Source organism: Streptococcus sp. 1004_SSPC (genome assembly GCF_001069025.1).
Taxonomy (GTDB): Bacteria; Bacillota; Bacilli; order Lactobacillales; family Streptococcaceae; genus Streptococcus; species Streptococcus vestibularis.
Genome location: NZ_JWGQ01000015.1, coordinates 41,498 through 57,520 on the forward strand (window position 1 = coordinate 41,498; position 16,023 = coordinate 57,520).

A 16,023-nucleotide genomic window follows, 5' to 3' on the forward strand; every position below is an offset into this window, starting at 1 on the left:
TATGGCACAATCACTAAACAAAACAGTTGAACTGCATACAACAGGCGTTTCCTACATGGCTATCGGAGGTAAAGTCGGTAAATTTCTAATTGGAGATGTAGCTCTTGAATTCTACCCTGATGTCAATGTCGAACAATACATTCAAATTCCATGGACTAGCATTACACAAATCGGTGCAAATGTATCAGGAAAGAGAATCAGCCGTCATTTTGAAATATTAACCGACAAGAGTAAATTCCTCTTTGCCTCTAAAGATTCTGGGAAGATTCTAAAGATTGCTAGGGAACATCTTGGCAATGAAAAAGTTGTTAAATTACCTACTCTCATCCAAACCATTGGTGCTCGTATCAAAGGTTTATTTGCCAAAAAATCATAATTTTTGTATAATTGTAAAGGACGGATAAGTAATAGCTAGACCTTTACAGAAAGCCTGCGGTTGCTGTGAGCAGGTAGGGTTGACCTACGAAATTCTACCGTTTCTAATAATTAAAAACATAAACAAGTGCACTCCTGTGAAGTTGGATGGAACCGTGGCCCATGTCACTCCAACACTTTCACCGGGTGTTTTATTTTTTGGAGGAACTTATGTTAGATGTAAAACGTATTCGTAACGACTTTGATGCCCTTTCCGAGAAATTGGCTACACGTGGTGTCGTTGCTGAGACTTTAAATGAACTAAAAGAGCTTGATGTTAAACGCCGTGAACTTCTTATCAAATCTGAAGAACTCAAAGCTCAACGTAATATTGCTTCAGACGGTATTGCTCAGGCAAAACGTAATAAAGAAGACGCCTCAGAACAAATTGCAGCCATGCAAAAAGTTTCTGCAGAAATTAAAGAAATTGATTCTGAACTTGCTGCTATTGATGAAAAACTTAACAATATCGTTGTGACACTTCCAAACACACCACACGAGACTGTACCAGTTGGTACTGACGAGGATGAGAATGTAGAAGTTCGTCGTTGGGGAACACCTCGTGACTTTGATTTTGAGATTAAACCTCACTGGGATCTTGGTGAAGACCTTGGTATTCTTGATTGGGAACGTGGCGCTAAAGTTACTGGTTCTCGCTTCCTCTTCTACAAAGGCTTAGGAGCAAAATTAGAACGTGCGATTTACAACTTCATGTTGGATGAGCACGCTAAAGAAGGTTACACTGAAATGATCACACCTTACATGGTTAACCACGACTCTATGTTTGGTACTGGTCAATATCCAAAATTCAAAGAAGATACTTTCGAGCTTGATGGCACTGATTACGTCCTTATCCCAACAGCTGAAGTTCCTTTGACTAACTACTACCGCGGTGAGATTCTTGACGGTAAAGAATTGCCAATCTACTTCACAGCTATGAGCCCTTCATTCCGTTCAGAAGCTGGTTCAGCAGGTCGTGACACACGTGGTTTGATTCGCCTTCACCAATTCCACAAGGTTGAAATGGTCAAATTCTCAAAACCAGAAAGCTCATACGATGAATTGGAAAAAATGGTAGTTAACGCTGAAAATATCCTTCAAAAACTTAACTTGCCATACCGTGTCATCACTTTGTGTACTGGAGATATGGGATTCTCAGCTGCGAAAACTTACGACTTGGAAGTTTGGATACCAGCACAAAATACCTACCGCGAAATTTCTTCATGTTCAAACACAGAAGATTTCCAAGCTCGTCGTGCACAAATCCGTTACCGTGACGAAGCTGATGGTAAAGTAAAACTTCTTCACACTCTCAACGGTTCAGGGCTTGCTGTCGGACGTACAGTGGCCGCTATCCTTGAAAACTACCAAAACGAAGATGGTTCAGTAACTATCCCTGAAGTTCTTCGTCCTTACATGGGTGGTGCTGAAGTGATTTCACCGAAATAAATAAATGAGGTTGAGACAATTGTTCCAACCTCGTTTTTATTTTACTTTATACCAATGATGCAGTAGTAAACCGAACTTTTCGTCCACTTTCTAGCTCAGGAGAAACCAAGTTAACCTTGTAGGGCTGTTATTACGAAAGGGATTCCTTTGAGTGCTAACTTAAAGTTCTCATTCAAAAAAGAACCTGACTTTAAGATGATAAGTCAAGTTCCTCGTAACATATTTTTGGAGATATAACCCATCACATTTCAGATTATTATATCTGATAAAAACGCTAGTAATATAAACTTATATAGTTTTACTACTTATGTATCATTATCATCCCCCCCATGAACTCCTCTGTTGTCATTACTTGAGCAAATTCACCGTGTAAGGATACTAGATTTATGGTATGCAGGACCTCTGGATCTATCAAATGACCATCTAAATTGGGTAGGGCAAAACTGGCCGTTGCATCTGAAATAAGTAACGTCTTAAACCCTAAATTAGCCGCCATGCGAGTTGTGGTAGACACACAGTGTGGCAAGGTTAAGCCTGCAATAACTAACTTATCAATTCTTTTATCTCTTAAATAGCTTTCTAAATTCGTCCCAATGAAAGCACTATTAACTATCTTTTGGAAAACAGGTTCACCTGGGCATGGTTGAAAGCCATCTTTAAAATCTTGACCTTGAGATACGTGAAAACGTGATTGAGTATTCTCAGATACGTGTTGAACATGCAGTACTGGCCATCCCTTTTCTCTAAAAAAATTGAGTAATTTTTGGGAATTCACTTCAAGCTGAGGGTTATTACGTTCTCCCCATGAACTATTATCAAAGGCCTTTTGCATATCAATCATTAATAATCCTTGCATTTTTACTCTCCTTTTTACACTAATCTTCCAACAACTTATTTGCATCCTGACAACTATCATAATAAGGCCTTAGCAGTTGAAAGCCTTCCATTAGTTGATCTAGCAAGTCATCTATAGTCAAGCTATCCGTCACAGGAACATCATATTTAACCAAGACCTTTCGAACACGACCATCTTTGACTGCTTTTTTAAATATATGACGGTTCGCTTCAGTCCCTTCCACACGATGACTGTCACCATCTTCTTGAGCAAGATAATAAAGTGGAGAAGTAATCGGTAAGTCTAGGACCTTATGTTGCTTCGCTAGAGTAGTATCTGATTTTTTCCGTTCGACAAAGCTCACTTCAACTGATATTCCCCAATCTTCAGCTTGACCGTAGAGTCGAATCGCCATAGCAACATCATCTAAACTGTCCTCAGGTTCCCTGTAATAGCACCAGAAATGTGGACGGCATATTTGTGCCTGGTTAGCCCAATTGCTGACACGATCCATTTTCATGGGATCTAGGCGCTCCTCTAGACGTTTTGCTAAAGTCTGCATCTCCTTACGAGCAGCTTGTCCCAAATTTTTGAGCGCTTCCATCTCTTCCTGATGCGGACCCGCTTTTTCAGGTTTGATATACTTAACTCCTTGTTTAGATAAATAAGCTTGAATATTTTCTAACATCGTTTTCTCCTTACAATGATAAAAGACCAACCCATAAAGATTCTATTCTGGTTGGTCTACTTTTTTATTTACGTTTACGGGCAATCAAATGGATTGGTGTTCCCTCAAAACCAAAGGCCTGACGAATTTGATTTTCCAAGAAACGCATGTATGAGAAGTGCATAAGCTCTTCTTCATTGACAAAGACAACAAATGTTGGTGGTTTAACCGAAACTTGTGTGCCGTAGAAAATCTTAAGGCGTTTTCCTTTGTCAGTTGGTGTTGGGTTGATGGCGATGGCATCCATGATAACATCATTCAAGACAGCCGATGAAATACGACGGTTTTGACTCTCACTGATGCGTTTAATCATCTCCGGCAACTTGTTAAGACGTTGTTTCGTCTCAGCTGATACAAAGATAATTGGGGCATAGCTCAAGAATTGGAACTGATCACGGATATCTGCTTCCCAGTTGGAAACAGTATGGTTGTCCTTCTTGATCGTATCCCATTTGTTAACTACAATGATAATCCCTTTACCAGCTTCATGAGCAAAACCAGCAATACGCTTGTCATACTCACGGATACCTTCTTCGGCATTGATAACCATAAGAACAATATCAGAGCGGTCAATGGCACGCATAGAACGCATTACAGAGTATTTTTCTGTGTTTTCATAAACCTTACCAGATTTACGCATTCCAGCAGTGTCAATCATGGTATACTCTTGACCGTCACTGTCCACAAAGTTTGTATCAATGGCATCACGAGTCGTACCAGCAATAGGACTTGCAATCACTCGGTCCTCACCTAAAATGGCGTTAATCAAACTTGATTTTCCGACGTTTGGACGCCCAATCAAACTGAAACGAATGATGTCTGGGTTTTCCTCTTCAACTTCTGTTGGGAGGTTTTCAACGATAGCGTCAAGAACGTCCCCCGTACCAATACCGTGTACAGATGAAACTGGGTAGGGGTCGCCAAGCCCAAGAGAATAGAAATCATAGATATCTGCACGCATTTCAGGGTTATCCACTTTATTTACCGCCAAGATAACTGGCTTGTTGGTCTTATAGAGAATACGGGCAACGTACTCATCCGCATCTGTCACGCCTTCCTTGTCTGAAACGACAAAGACAATAACATCAGCTTCAGTCATGGCAATGTCAGCTTGGTGCTTAATCTGTTCCATGAATGGAGCATCGACATCATCGATACCACCTGTATCAATCAAGCTAAACTGACGGTTAAGCCACTCAGCAGAGGTATAAATACGGTCACGTGTTACCCCTTCAACGTCTTCGACGATGGAGATACGTTCACCCGCAATTCGGTTAAATAGGGTCGACTTCCCAACATTTGGGCGACCCACGATAGCAACTGTAGGTAATGTCATATATTTAAGTCCCTGATTAAATTAGGGATTCCTTTCTTCATTTAGCAGTCTCACTTCCACCAAGGAAAGCAAACACGCTTGTTCTTTATCATTATTAGGATCACCTTAACGGCGATTAACACCTTTCAAGTGAACCTCTTTAGCTAGAAAACGAATACGTTCCATCACACGTTTGGCCTGCCAAGTCTCGTCTCCTTGACGACCATTGGATAGCTTAGCTTCTAAATCTGCAAAACTATAGTTGGATGTGAAGAAGGTTGGTAGCTCCTCAATCATGCGATACTGGAGAATGACTTGCAAAACATCATCCCTAATCCAAGAAGAGAATTGCTCTGCACCAATATCATCTAAAACTAGGACTTCTGCTTCTTTGACAGCATCAATTTGTTCCTTCACAGAATTGTCCTTAATCCCATTTCTAACATCAATAGCAAAAGATGGATAATGAATAATGGTCGTTGCAACCTTCTTAGTCTCTGAAAGCTCATGGGCCATAGCTGCCAACATGAAGGATTTCCCAACCCCCATATCCCCGTAGATATAGAGACCTTTCTGGTCTGGACTAGGGTAATTAGCCACAAAATCAACAAGTATCTCAAAGGTATCAACACGAGCGACATCATCTAGTGCGATATCAGCAAAGGTAATCTTGCGATAAGACTGAGGCAAACTCAGCAAGTTAATCCGCTTAGAAATAGCCTGTTGTTCTTGCTGCTCCTTAAGCTGACGCGTTTCCTTATAGGTCACATCAGCGTAGCCTTCATTCATGGTCAGAATCGGCTCATACCCTTTGGCAATGTAGGTGACATCACCTTCTTTGACCTTACGGCATTCCACCAAGAATTGATTGAACTTTGGAAGACTACGCTTGATTTGGTCCTGACTTAAGCCATGTTCTTGAATAAAGCTAGCCACTCTTGGATCCGCCAAAATTTGCTTCATTAAATCTGTTGCATTACCAGACCCATGATGCCCCGTTCGGTTGAGGGTTTGTCCAACTCTTTCCATTGGCTACTCCTTTCCTTTTTCTAGTTTTGCCAAAGCCCGACGTCTAATTTCGTCTAACTTGGCTTGATCGGCCTGACTGGTTTGATTATCGTAATCAGGATCACTCCAGCTAGGTACATTTGTTTTCCTCTTAGAATCATCTTTTGCCCGCTGTGATTTTTTGTCGTAACCACTACGCAAAGCCAAAAGCCCTTGTTCAGCAGTAACAATCTTCTTAAAGGCAAAATCGTTGGCAAGTTTAGAGATATACTCTCGGTTCACATTTGTTGAACGTGTCCGTCCCAAACTGTAGGCAACCATGAGATTAATGACCTCATCCATAAAGCCTCTTTGTGCTAAGTCTGTTAGAATTTTTTTCTCAGAATTAGTTACAGTCCCGCCTGGACCCTTAGCACTCTGTAAGTAATCAACAGGTTTTTCAGATTTAACAGCTTTCAGAATCTTTCCCTCTGTATCCGTCAATGCAGAATCACCACCCAATTTTTGAGCTTGAGCTTGCTCTAATTGCACTTGCATTCGCTTAACAATAATCTGGTGGTTCACGGCTGTCTTTTTAGCCAAGAGATAGGTATCATACCAATTCATGTCATAGGTTTCAGACAATTTATAGATTTCTGGAACATCTGTCTTTTCGTCTGTAAATACAAGTCCATCAGCCTGCATACGATTCCTGAAACTACTTAAATCAAATGAATTTTTAGGCTTAATTTCAGAAACAGACTTTTGAGCCAAGCGCTCATCAGTAAAAACATCCGAAAAACGTTTAGATAAATCTTGTAAACCATATAAACTCGTCGGTTTTAAAGCATCTACTGCTGGCTCACCAATTTTTTGCTCTAGAAGTGAATTATAGACCGCATGCTTTAGAAACTGCTCGATAGATAGGGGGGACTTAAGCTCCACAACATAAATTCCCTGAGGAGAATGATAGAAAGCCAACAAGTCTACCGCTGTCAGGACCGCCAGGGATTCCTGAAGAGGCTGCATACCAAAGTTAAGATGATTCAGAATAGCAGCAAACTTATGGCGGTGATTACCATTGTCATAGAAAGCCATAAAATACTGGTAGAGTGCGTATCCCTCACTCCCGATAATGGGATAATAGCAACGCATCAAACTTGCCTGATCGGGAACGATAACCTGATTGCCAACATAGACAAATTCTTCAATAGGTCTCATTTTTTAGACTCTTTTTTCGCACGGACAGTCTTGGTGATTTCTTGAAGCAATTTTTCAATCTCATCAACATCTTTGAAAGAACGGTAGACGCTGGCAAAACGGACATAGGTAATTTCATCAAGGTCTGCTAGTTCCTTCATGACTAAATTCCCAATAACTTCACTATCAACCTCTCCATCATGGTTACGACGAATATTTTGCTCTATACGGGTGATGGCATTTTCAATATCCTCACTTGAAACTGGGCGCTTCTGAGCACTCATCAAGATACCATTGAAAATCTTATCTCGAGAGAATTGTTCACGAGTACCGTCTTTTTTGACAACTAAAAGTGGAACTTCTTCCACACGCTCAAATGTAGTAAAACGGGCATGACAAGCATCACACTCTCGACGACGACGAATAGTATTTCCATCCTCTGCCTGACGGCTATCGATAACATTAGATTTATTATGTTGACATTTTGGACAACGCATGCACTTCACCACCAATCTTCGAAATTCAGTACTCTATTTTACCATAAAAACACATAAAAAGCACGTCTTTAACTAGACGTGCTCATGATTGAGCATTAGTATAAATCTCTTGTAAATTGACTTAATCCTCAAGTTGAGGTGTCGTAGTTTCTGACCCTGCAAAAGGAATGTAGAGGTCAAAACGTGTACCCACACCAAGTTCTGAACTGACATCAATATGGCATCGATAAGCTTCCACAATTTGATAGAGGATTGATAAGCCAATACCCACACCAGATTGGGTTGTCGTACGGTTACGCGCCTTATCTGAACGATAGAAGCGTTCAAAGATATGTTCAATATCTTCTTTGGAGATACCCTCACCATTATCCTGTACCTGTACTAACATCTCATCTTCCAGAGCCTTGATAGTAACCTGGATTTCCTTATTAACAGGCGAATACTTGACTGCATTATCAATCAAAATAGTAATAACCTGTTCAAAGTGCTGGCTGTAAATCTGTGCTGGACGCTCTGAACTCTCAAAATCATTGAGATAGAATTGGTAGTCTTCATGTAGGACACGGAAATTCCCAATAACCGTACGGATTGAAGAATTCAAATCACATGTATCATTTCTATGATTGTCAAATGACCCTTTAACACGAATAGAATCCAACATATCGTTAATCATAATCGTCATACGGTTGGCTTCGTGACTTGCAGCTTCAAGACTTTCTTCAAGGATTTCAGGATCATTTTTACCCCAACGTTGCAAGAGGTCCATATGTCCCTTAATAACTGCAATTGGAGTACGTAATTCGTGACTGACGTCACTCAAGAAACGCATCTGCATCTGATTATTTTCTTGAATTTTATCCATCATACGGTTAAAGTTAACCGCCAAATCACCAATCTCATCATGACTCTCAATCTTAGAACGAAGCTCCAAGTCACTTGGCGAATCTGTAATAATACCCATCGTTTCGTGCAACTGCCTCATCGGACGAAGAATAGATGTCAAGACAACTACAGTTACTGCAATAACTAAGACAGTTATTCCTACTTCAAGGAATATCAATAGAAAAATTAGACGCTTTTTTAACGCATAGTAGAATTCCAAATCATGGAAAACTTGAGCATACCCAACAATGGTCTTCTTATCCTTGCCATAGATTGGAACTTGTAATAAGAAACCACGTTTACCTTTATAGGAAACCGACTTCAGTTTATTGACCTCAGACATGCCTGGAGGTGAGTCTGTATCCTCCTCAGAAGTAAAGATAAAAGTTCCCTTTTTGTCATAAACATAGACAGACTGATTGGAATATAATTTATTAGAAACCGCAACTTGACCATCTAAGGAATGCTTTTCAGAAAGCACTCCATTAATCATTGATCCATAGATATCTTTCGGTGAATAAAGGGCCGCTAAAAGCGGTTCTGGACTCAACTCTTCATCAGAGTCCCAGTCCTTTTCGATATAAGTAACAACTTTTGAGATTGTATTATTTACATTTTGACGTTCACGTTGCAAAAGAAGCGTATTGGCTGAGAGAACAACAACCAGAGTGAACATCGACAATACAATAAAGAAGACCACAGCAGCTGTTATGGTCAACTTTTTTCTAATAGTTACTTTACCAAATAATTTACTCATTTTTCACGGATAACGTAACCCATCCCTCGTACTGTTTGAATATATGATTCCTTACCTGGAATGTCGATTTTCCCACGTAAGTAACGAATATAAACATCTACAACGTTTGTTTCAATTACGTCATCATATTTCCAGACTTGAAGCAAGAGTTCCTCACGAGTCATTACTTGGTTCATATTGCTTAAAAGTGTGTTCAACAAATCAAACTCACGTTTTGTCAATGGAATCGCCTCATCACCACGAATAACTGCACGGTTTTGAACATCCAATTTCAAATCGCGATAGGTTGACGCTTTAGCTGGTGCATTCTTAGTAGCTTCGATATCTTGTCGACGGAAGGTTGCACGAATACGTGCCAACAGTTCTTCAATCGCAAATGGTTTTACAATATAGTCATCAGCTCCACGGTCCAAACCGGCAACAATATCCATGATTGAGTCGCGAGCTGTCATCATCATAATATAAGTATTTTTTTCTTGTTGGAGACGACGTGTCACTTCGAAACCGTCCATCTCAGGCAACATAAGGTCCAAGAGAATAAGATCGAAATCTTTCTCAAGTGCCATTTCAAGTCCTTCGCGTCCGTTGTCTGCTGTCACAACGTCATATCCTTCGTGTTGAAGTTCAAGAGAGACAAAACGAGCAAGGTTTCTCTCATCTTCAACAATCAAAATGCGTTTGCTCATAATAACTATTTACCACTTTCATAAAAAATTTTTTGACTTCCATTTCCCCAAAAAGTATTTAGATTTACCCAATGAAAAAATCCGAAAATTAGCTTATAATGATAGAATAATATAGAATTTTAAAATTGTCAAACATTTTTAGTTTGTTTTTTTGAATTAATTGTCATCAAATAGTCCATTCAATTGAGCAAAAGGATTACTTGCCTCTTTCTTCTCTTGTTTAAGAGCTTCAAAATCCTCTTCTGACAAGACTTCCCAGTCATTACCTGAGAGCGAAATTTGTCCTGATTCCTCTTCAGGTGTCAGCACTCTCAAAGGAATATTAAGAAGAATATTATCTAAAATACTCTCATTAAGGTTAATAGTATCGCCATCCAAGATAAGAACTAGATTTTCTTCGACTAATTCCTTTTGAAGAGCAGCATCAGCCTCTTGTATAAAGGTTTCCGAGACTGGGTAATTAAACCCAAGTGTCGTAGGCTCAAGTGAACGGCTAGATGGCAAAGTAATATCATAGCTAAGTTGATAATCTAAAAGATATAAGCCATTATCATAGACTACATGACCACTTACTTGAAGTTGTTCAAGATTTAAAACTTGGTCATAGCGTTCTTTAATTGACTCCAACAAAGAAGGTGCTTCATTAAAGGCTAGCCCCTCTGGAGACTTTCTAACTTCTGAAAGATAAATCATTTTTAATCCTCAAATTAAATTTTCCCATAGGGATCTATTTTCAATCCACAAGACCATAATCCCCTATATTCACTTTTCATTAAAGCGAGTAATTATGATTTTAGACTTAATTAACATTATATCAGATTTTAAAGAGAAAATAACATCTTTAATATTACATAATTTTAAACTTAGGAATTTTTTTTAGCAGCTTATTAAAAACTGGTTCTTACTTAATCTTAAACAATCTTTTGCCATTAGATGAAAGAAATTAATTATGGTAAAATAGGGGCATTGAAACTAGATAAAAGGAATATAAAATGACACCTGAAGATTTTTACAAGGCTCTGAAAGAACTGGGGTTCGATCTCAGCCAAAAACAAAAAGACCAATTCCAACGCTACTTTGAGCTCTTGGTAGAATGGAACGAAAAGATCAACCTTACTGCAATCACAGAAAGAGACGAGGTCTACCTCAAACATTTCTACGATTCCCTAGCTCCTGTTCTCCAAGGACATATTAAAAATCAGACTATTCGACTTCTCGATATCGGAGCTGGAGCTGGATTTCCAAGTCTCCCTATGAAAATCCTTTGTCCTGAACTTGATGTGACTATCATTGACTCTCTTAATAAACGCATCAATTTCCTTAATCTCTTGGCCGATGAACTTGATCTCAGCGGTGTTCACTTCTATCATGGACGTGCAGAGGATTTTGGACAAGACAAGGCCTTCCGTGCTCAGTTTGATATTGTAACTGCCCGTGCTGTTGCACGCATGCAGGTTCTCTCAGAATTGACCATTCCTTTCTTAAAAGTGGGTGGGCAGCTTATTGCACTTAAAGCTACAGCAGCTGACGAAGAGCTAGCCAATGCTAAAAATGCCTTGAACTTGCTTTTTGCCAAGCCTGTTCTCAACGAGAACTATAAACTGCCAAATGGGGATGGACGTAATATCACCATTGTCAATAAGAAAAAAGAAACCCCAAATAAGTACCCACGTCGTGCTGGGATGCCTAACAAAAAGCCGTTATAACGTTTATCCAAGGATGTTTCTTGCTTCTTGGATTATTATTTATTCTTATGATAACTCGGAGGTTTTCATTGATCAATCGTCTTTCTGTCACGCAAAAGCTTGTGCTCAGCTTTGTCTTTGTCATCATAGTGGGGAGTATTTTACTTAGCCTTCCCATAAGCCACTATGTTAACAGTCCAGAAACAAGCTACCTAGACCATCTCTTCAATACTGTGTCAATGGTCTGTGTAACTGGACTTTCTGTTGTCCCGGTCAGTAAGGCTTACAATGGTCTTGGTCAAATTCTCTCTATGCTTCTCATGCAGACGGGAGGACTTGGACTAGTCTCTCTTGTAGCCTTTAGTACCTATACCCTTAAAAATAAATTAGGACTGAGCGATCAAGATCTCCTTCAATCCGCACTTAGTAGGGATAGCCAAAAAGATTTGAAGGCTTATCTTTTTAAGGTCTATAAAATAACTTTTTCTATTGAAGCTATGGCATCACTTGTGATTATGACTGATTTCATTCCTCGTTTTGGACTTGGTCATGGCATTTTTAATAGTCTCTTTCTAGCTGTCTCTGCCTTTTGTAATGCTGGATTTGATAACTTAGGTTCTAACAGTTTACAGGATTATTCAACCAATCCAACCATTAACCTTGCTGTAGCTTTTCTCATCATGTCTGGAAGCTTGGGATTTGCAGTTTGGATTGATTTGATTCAACTAATGAGACGTTATATTAAAGATCGTCCAAGGAATTGGAAATTAGCTTGGAGACCTTTCAGTAATCAAAGCCGTCTTGTGCTTATAAGTACAGGTTGTCTCCTATTAGGAGGAACACTACTTGCTTGGTTGCTGGAAATGGATAACTCTAAAACCATCGGTACTCTCAATGTCTGGCAGCAACTTCTGGTAAGTTTCTTTCAGACTGTAACCATGCGTACCGCTGGTTTTGCGACTATTTCCTATACCAATGCTGATTTTTCTACAAATCTTCTTTTTATGATTCAGATGATTATTGGGGGTGGTCCTGGAGGAACTGCGGGTGGTATCAAGGTGACAACTGCCTCTATCATGTTCCTACTTTTTAAGTCAGAGCTGTCTGGTAACTCGAGCGTTGTTTTTCGAAACCGTATTATATCTAATAAAACCATTTTGCAAGCATTCACAGTTATACTCTTTTTCCTAACGATGCTCTTTGTCGGCTATGTTATTTTGCTGGAAACTAATCCTACTCTCTCACCACTAGGCCTACTTTTTGAGAGTGTGTCAGCCATTGCGACCGTTGGTGTTTCAATGGATTTGACCCCTAATCTAAATACCCTAGGACGCTTCGTTATCATGGCTCTGATGTTCATTGGTCGTGTCGGACCTATTACTGTTCTCTTGAGCTTGATGACAAAAAAAGAAAAACATGTTTCTTATGCCCCAACTGACATTTCAGTCGGCTAAACTATTTTATTAATTGACAATATTCTGAAAGGATTTTATATGAAAACACAAATTATTGGGGTCCTCGGTTTAGGAATTTTTGGACAAACAATTGCAACCGAACTCTCCTCTTTTGGACAAGATGTCATCGCCTTGGACAACAACTCTACAACAATTGATTCCCTTGCTGATCAGGTGACTAAGGCTGCTGTTGGGGACATTACTGACATTGAATTTCTACGTTCTGCTGGTATCGATACTTGCGACTCAGTCATTATTGCAACTGGAGAACACCTAGAATCGTCTGCGCTAGCGCTCCTACAATGTAAAAAACTTGGTATCACAAATATTATCGCCAAAGCTACGAATAACAATTATGAGGAAGTCCTTTACGGAATGGGTGCTAACTGGGTAATCACCCCTGAACGTAGCACAGCAAAAGAATTGGCTTCAAATATCCTCCGCTATAATATATCAAATGTTTTTCATTTAGAGGATGATGTGGCTTTAATTGAGTTGAAAATCCCTAATGAATGGGCCGGAAAGTCCTTGCATACTTTAAATCTAAGACAAACTTATAATGTCAACGTTATTGGTTTTAGAGATGAGGAAAATGGTAGGTTAAACACTCACTTTGACCCAACAAATAAACTACCTACCGAAGGAATTATTCTAGTAGTCGCTGACAATCGAACACTAGAAAAATTCGATTATTTAGGATATTTGAAATAAAATGACTTAGATAGACTAACATTTCTTGAATACCTAGATAGTTATTGATAGCTACTTCAATATCAAAGTCCTTACCATGTTTTGCAAAGTAGTTAGAGAAATGACAGTCTGCACCATGATAGATTGGGCCACCCAGTGTCTCAAATACATCGTTAACAGCCCTAGGTACCCTTTCTTCATTAGACAAAAAACATTGGTCCTTACAACCAATGTTTTTTTGTCTAAGAATTCAAACTATCTTAGTTCATACCTTTTACTGTTTCAACGACATTTTCTACTGTAAAGCCATATTCTTCAATAATTTTAGCAGCTGGAGCTGAGGCACCAAATGTATCAATTCCAATCACAGCACCGTCTAAACCAACATATTTATACCATGGTAGACTTGCTGCCATTTCGATTGCTACACGACGACGAACTGCATTTGGAAGAACTTCCTCTTTGTAGGCTTGATCTTGTGCATCAAAGACATCTGTTGATGGAACACTCACAACACGAACTTTGTAACCTTCTGATTCCAAAGCTTTTGCTGATGCTACTGCAAGATTTACTTCTGAACCAGAAGCAAGGAGAATAGTATCAAAATCTGCTGCTGTTTCATGAACAACATAAGCACCTTTTGAGACTTTATCAAAATCTGTTCCTTCTTCAACAGTCAAGTTTTGACGTGTCAAAACAAGCGCCGTAGGTGTTGATTTAGAAGTTACAGCTTGATACCATGCAGCTTGTGTTTCACGCGCATCTGCCGGACGATAAACATTAAGGTTTGGAATAGCACGAAGTCCAGCTAGATGTTCGATTGGTTCATGAGTCGGTCCATCTTCACCGACTGCAATAGAGTCGTGAGTAAAGACATAAGTAACTGGAAGTCCTTGAAGTGCAGACAAACGAACTGCTGCTTTTACATAGTCTGAGAATACGAAGAAGGTACCACCGTAAACACGAAGTCCACCATGGAGAGACATACCATTCAAGACTGTTCCCATCGTAAACTCACGTACACCAAATTGAATGTTACGGTTAAGACGATGTGCATCATCTTGTAGACCGTCAGATTTAATGTAAGTCATATTTGAGTGAGCCAAATCCGCAGAACCACCTAGGAATGTTGGCACTTTATCAGCAATAACATTCAAAGCATCTTGACTTGAATTACGAGTTGCTTGTGAATAACCATTTTCAAGAGCTGGGAAGTCTGAAGCTTGGAATTCAACTGCATCCTTACCTTCAAGAATGCGTTCAAGTTCAGCACCAAGTTCTGGGTAAGATTGTTTGTACTCATCTACCAAAGCAATCCAAGCGTCATAGGCCTGACGACCACGATCAACTGTATTTTCCTTGAAATCAGCATAAACTTCTTTTGGAACTTCAAATGGAGCATAGTTCCAACCCAAGTTTTCTCTTGCAGCTGCTGTTTCATCTGGTCCAAGAGGAGCACCGTGAACACCGTTGGTTCCTTGTTTATTAGGAGCACCATGACCAATAACAGTCTTAACCTCAATCAAAGATGGTTTACCACTTGCTTTTGCACTTTCAATAGCAGCATTGATAGCTTCAACATCCGTTCCATCTTGAACAAACTCAGTATTCCAACCATAGGCTTCATAACGTGCACGTACGTCTTCAGTAAATGAATCTTTAGTTTCACCGTCAAGGTTGATATCATTTGAATCGTACAAGACAATCAATTTATCCAATTTTTGAAGACCAGCATAAGATGACGCTTCGCCAGAAACGCCTTCCATAAAGCAACCATCCCCCGCAATAACATAAGTATAATGGTCAAAGATTGGGAAACCTTCCTTGTTGTAACGAGAAGCCAAGAAACGCTCCGCTTGTGCCATACCAACAGCTGTAGCAATACCTTGCCCAAGTGGACCTGAGGTAGCATCTACACCAACTGTATGACCAAATTCTGGGTGACCAGGTGTCTTAGAACCCCATTGACGGAATTGTTTAAGCTCTTCAATACTCAAATCTTTAAATCCTGACAAATGAAGGAGCGCATAAAGAAGCATTGAACCATGACCTGCCGACAAAACAAAACGGTCACGATTAATCCAATTTGGAACTTCAGGATTGACATGAATTTGCTTAGTAAACAAAGTGTAACCCATTGGTGCTGCACCCATTACCACACCAGGGTGACCAGAGTTAGCTTGGTTAATCGCATCTACCCCTAGAAAACGGATAGCATTTACTGAAAGGTTAGACATAATTTCCTCCTTAATAATATCAAGACTCTTTTAGTTATATCAATACTCCCTTAATTATATCACAGAAACGTTTTCACAATAAAGTACTTTATTGAAAATTTCATATAAATATCGTTCAAAAATTGGGAATAAAAAACTAAAAAAGCTCTGAGGATGCTATAGACATCTCAGAACTCTTTCGTTTATTTAGAACTCACTGAAAGACAAC

15 protein-coding genes and 1 pseudogene are annotated in these 16,023 nt (G+C 39.5%); 5 read left to right on the forward strand and 11 right to left on the reverse strand.

The features are described 5' to 3' along the window. The first annotated feature begins 1 nt into the window (after window position 1). Window positions 2-376, forward strand: coding sequence for a DUF956 family protein (locus tag ADF62_RS01660; protein WP_003092275.1), 375 nt, complete (start codon window positions 2-4; stop codon window positions 374-376). A 209-nt stretch (window positions 377-585) separates the two neighbouring features. Further along, entirely contained in the window at window positions 586-1,863 is a 1,278-nt protein-coding gene (serS, locus tag ADF62_RS01665; RefSeq protein WP_003092210.1) for a serine--tRNA ligase, read from the forward strand. Between the two features lie 301 nt (window positions 1,864-2,164). On the opposite strand, the gene ADF62_RS01670 is transcribed toward serS, so the two are convergent. The 9 genes from ADF62_RS01670 to ADF62_RS01710 form a co-directional block, all read right to left on the reverse strand. Continuing rightward, the gene (locus tag ADF62_RS01670) at window positions 2,165-2,719 is read right to left on the reverse strand and encodes a cysteine hydrolase family protein (RefSeq protein ID WP_048787923.1); all 555 of its coding nucleotides are present in this window, start codon (window positions 2,717-2,719) and stop codon (window positions 2,165-2,167) included. A 19-nt stretch (window positions 2,720-2,738) separates the two neighbouring features. Continuing rightward, the gene (locus ADF62_RS01675) at window positions 2,739-3,386 is read right to left on the reverse strand and encodes a hypothetical protein (protein ID WP_048787924.1); all 648 of its coding nucleotides are present in this window, start codon (window positions 3,384-3,386) and stop codon (window positions 2,739-2,741) included. 64 nt (window positions 3,387-3,450) lie between these two features. Continuing rightward, on the reverse strand, window positions 3,451-4,761 hold the full coding sequence (der, locus tag ADF62_RS01680) for a ribosome biogenesis GTPase Der (RefSeq protein WP_048787925.1): 1,311 nt from the start codon (window positions 4,759-4,761) through the stop codon (window positions 3,451-3,453). Between the two features lie 105 nt (window positions 4,762-4,866). Then, window positions 4,867-5,769: a primosomal protein DnaI gene (gene dnaI / locus ADF62_RS01685; RefSeq protein WP_003092212.1), complete on the reverse strand. Its 903-nt coding sequence runs from the start codon at window positions 5,767-5,769 to the stop codon at window positions 4,867-4,869. 3 nt (window positions 5,770-5,772) lie between these two features. Next, complete coding sequence (locus ADF62_RS01690) at window positions 5,773-6,948, reverse strand: DnaD domain protein (RefSeq protein WP_048787926.1); 1,176 nt, start codon at window positions 6,946-6,948, stop codon at window positions 5,773-5,775. Continuing rightward, entirely contained in the window at window positions 6,945-7,424 is a 480-nt protein-coding gene (gene nrdR / locus ADF62_RS01695; RefSeq protein ID WP_003092257.1) for a transcriptional regulator NrdR, read from the reverse strand. The genes ADF62_RS01690 and nrdR overlap by 4 nt, the downstream gene beginning before the upstream one ends. 121 nt (window positions 7,425-7,545) lie before the next feature. After that, the gene (locus ADF62_RS01700; protein ID WP_003092189.1) at window positions 7,546-9,063 is read right to left on the reverse strand and encodes a HAMP domain-containing sensor histidine kinase; all 1,518 of its coding nucleotides are present in this window, start codon (window positions 9,061-9,063) and stop codon (window positions 7,546-7,548) included. After that, a complete protein-coding gene (locus ADF62_RS01705) occupies window positions 9,060-9,749 on the reverse strand; it encodes a response regulator transcription factor (protein WP_003097952.1) in 690 nt (229 codons plus the stop codon). The genes ADF62_RS01700 and ADF62_RS01705 overlap by 4 nt, the downstream gene beginning before the upstream one ends. Before the next feature lie 156 nt (window positions 9,750-9,905). Continuing rightward, window positions 9,906-10,442, reverse strand: a complete 537-nt coding sequence (locus ADF62_RS01710) for a DUF177 domain-containing protein (RefSeq protein WP_003092254.1) — start codon at window positions 10,440-10,442, stop codon at window positions 9,906-9,908. Window positions 10,443-10,741: 299 nt separating this feature from the next. Here ADF62_RS01710 and rsmG point away from each other — a divergent pair, with 299 nt between their 5' ends. The 3 genes from rsmG to ADF62_RS01725 all read left to right on the forward strand — a co-directional run bounded on the left by rsmG (window position 10,742) and on the right by ADF62_RS01725 (window position 13,599). Beyond that, on the forward strand, window positions 10,742-11,455 hold the full coding sequence (rsmG, locus tag ADF62_RS01715) for a 16S rRNA (guanine(527)-N(7))-methyltransferase RsmG (protein ID WP_048787927.1): 714 nt from the start codon (window positions 10,742-10,744) through the stop codon (window positions 11,453-11,455). 68 nt (window positions 11,456-11,523) lie between these two features. Further along, entirely contained in the window at window positions 11,524-12,888 is a 1,365-nt protein-coding gene (locus tag ADF62_RS01720; RefSeq protein WP_082162571.1) for a TrkH family potassium uptake protein, read from the forward strand. 39 nt (window positions 12,889-12,927) lie between these two features. Then, the gene (locus tag ADF62_RS01725) at window positions 12,928-13,599 is read left to right on the forward strand and encodes a potassium channel family protein (protein ID WP_003092220.1); all 672 of its coding nucleotides are present in this window, start codon (window positions 12,928-12,930) and stop codon (window positions 13,597-13,599) included. A gap of 16 nt (window positions 13,600-13,615) precedes the next feature. Here ADF62_RS01725 and ADF62_RS11315 read toward each other — a convergent pair. Both ADF62_RS11315 and tkt read right to left on the reverse strand, forming a co-directional pair. Beyond that, a pseudogene (locus tag ADF62_RS11315) lies at window positions 13,616-13,786 on the reverse strand (ascorbate 6-phosphate lactonase); the annotation flags it as partial. Window positions 13,787-13,838: 52 nt separating this feature from the next. Continuing rightward, complete coding sequence (gene tkt / locus ADF62_RS01730) at window positions 13,839-15,815, reverse strand: transketolase (protein WP_048787928.1); 1,977 nt, start codon at window positions 15,813-15,815, stop codon at window positions 13,839-13,841. Between the last annotated feature and the right edge of the window lie 208 nt (window positions 15,816-16,023).

Excerpts from the sequence above, each read along its gene's own strand:
- tkt (WP_048787928.1), bottom strand. The coding sequence starts at position 15,815 with ATGTCTAACCTTTCAGTAAATGCTATCCGTTTTCTAGGGGTAGATGCG.
- nrdR (WP_003092257.1), bottom strand. The coding sequence starts at position 7,424 with ATGCGTTGTCCAAAATGTCAACATAATAAATCTAATGTTATCGATAGC.
- dnaI (WP_003092212.1), bottom strand. The coding sequence starts at position 5,769 with ATGGAAAGAGTTGGACAAACCCTCAACCGAACGGGGCATCATGGGTCT.
- ADF62_RS01705 (WP_003097952.1), bottom strand. The coding sequence starts at position 9,749 with ATGAGCAAACGCATTTTGATTGTTGAAGATGAGAGAAACCTTGCTCGT.
- ADF62_RS01700 (WP_003092189.1), bottom strand. The coding sequence starts at position 9,063 with ATGAGTAAATTATTTGGTAAAGTAACTATTAGAAAAAAGTTGACCATA.
- ADF62_RS01660 (WP_003092275.1), top strand. The coding sequence starts at position 2 with ATGGCACAATCACTAAACAAAACAGTTGAACTGCATACAACAGGCGTT.
- ADF62_RS01725 (WP_003092220.1), top strand. The coding sequence starts at position 12,928 with ATGAAAACACAAATTATTGGGGTCCTCGGTTTAGGAATTTTTGGACAA.
- ADF62_RS01690 (WP_048787926.1), bottom strand. The coding sequence starts at position 6,948 with ATGAGACCTATTGAAGAATTTGTCTATGTTGGCAATCAGGTTATCGTT.
- ADF62_RS01670 (WP_048787923.1), bottom strand. The coding sequence starts at position 2,719 with ATGCAAGGATTATTAATGATTGATATGCAAAAGGCCTTTGATAATAGT.
- ADF62_RS01675 (WP_048787924.1), bottom strand. The coding sequence starts at position 3,386 with ATGTTAGAAAATATTCAAGCTTATTTATCTAAACAAGGAGTTAAGTAT.
- serS (WP_003092210.1), top strand. The coding sequence starts at position 586 with ATGTTAGATGTAAAACGTATTCGTAACGACTTTGATGCCCTTTCCGAG.
- rsmG (WP_048787927.1), top strand. The coding sequence starts at position 10,742 with ATGACACCTGAAGATTTTTACAAGGCTCTGAAAGAACTGGGGTTCGAT.
- der (WP_048787925.1), bottom strand. The coding sequence starts at position 4,761 with ATGACATTACCTACAGTTGCTATCGTGGGTCGCCCAAATGTTGGGAAG.
- ADF62_RS01710 (WP_003092254.1), bottom strand. The coding sequence starts at position 10,442 with ATGATTTATCTTTCAGAAGTTAGAAAGTCTCCAGAGGGGCTAGCCTTT.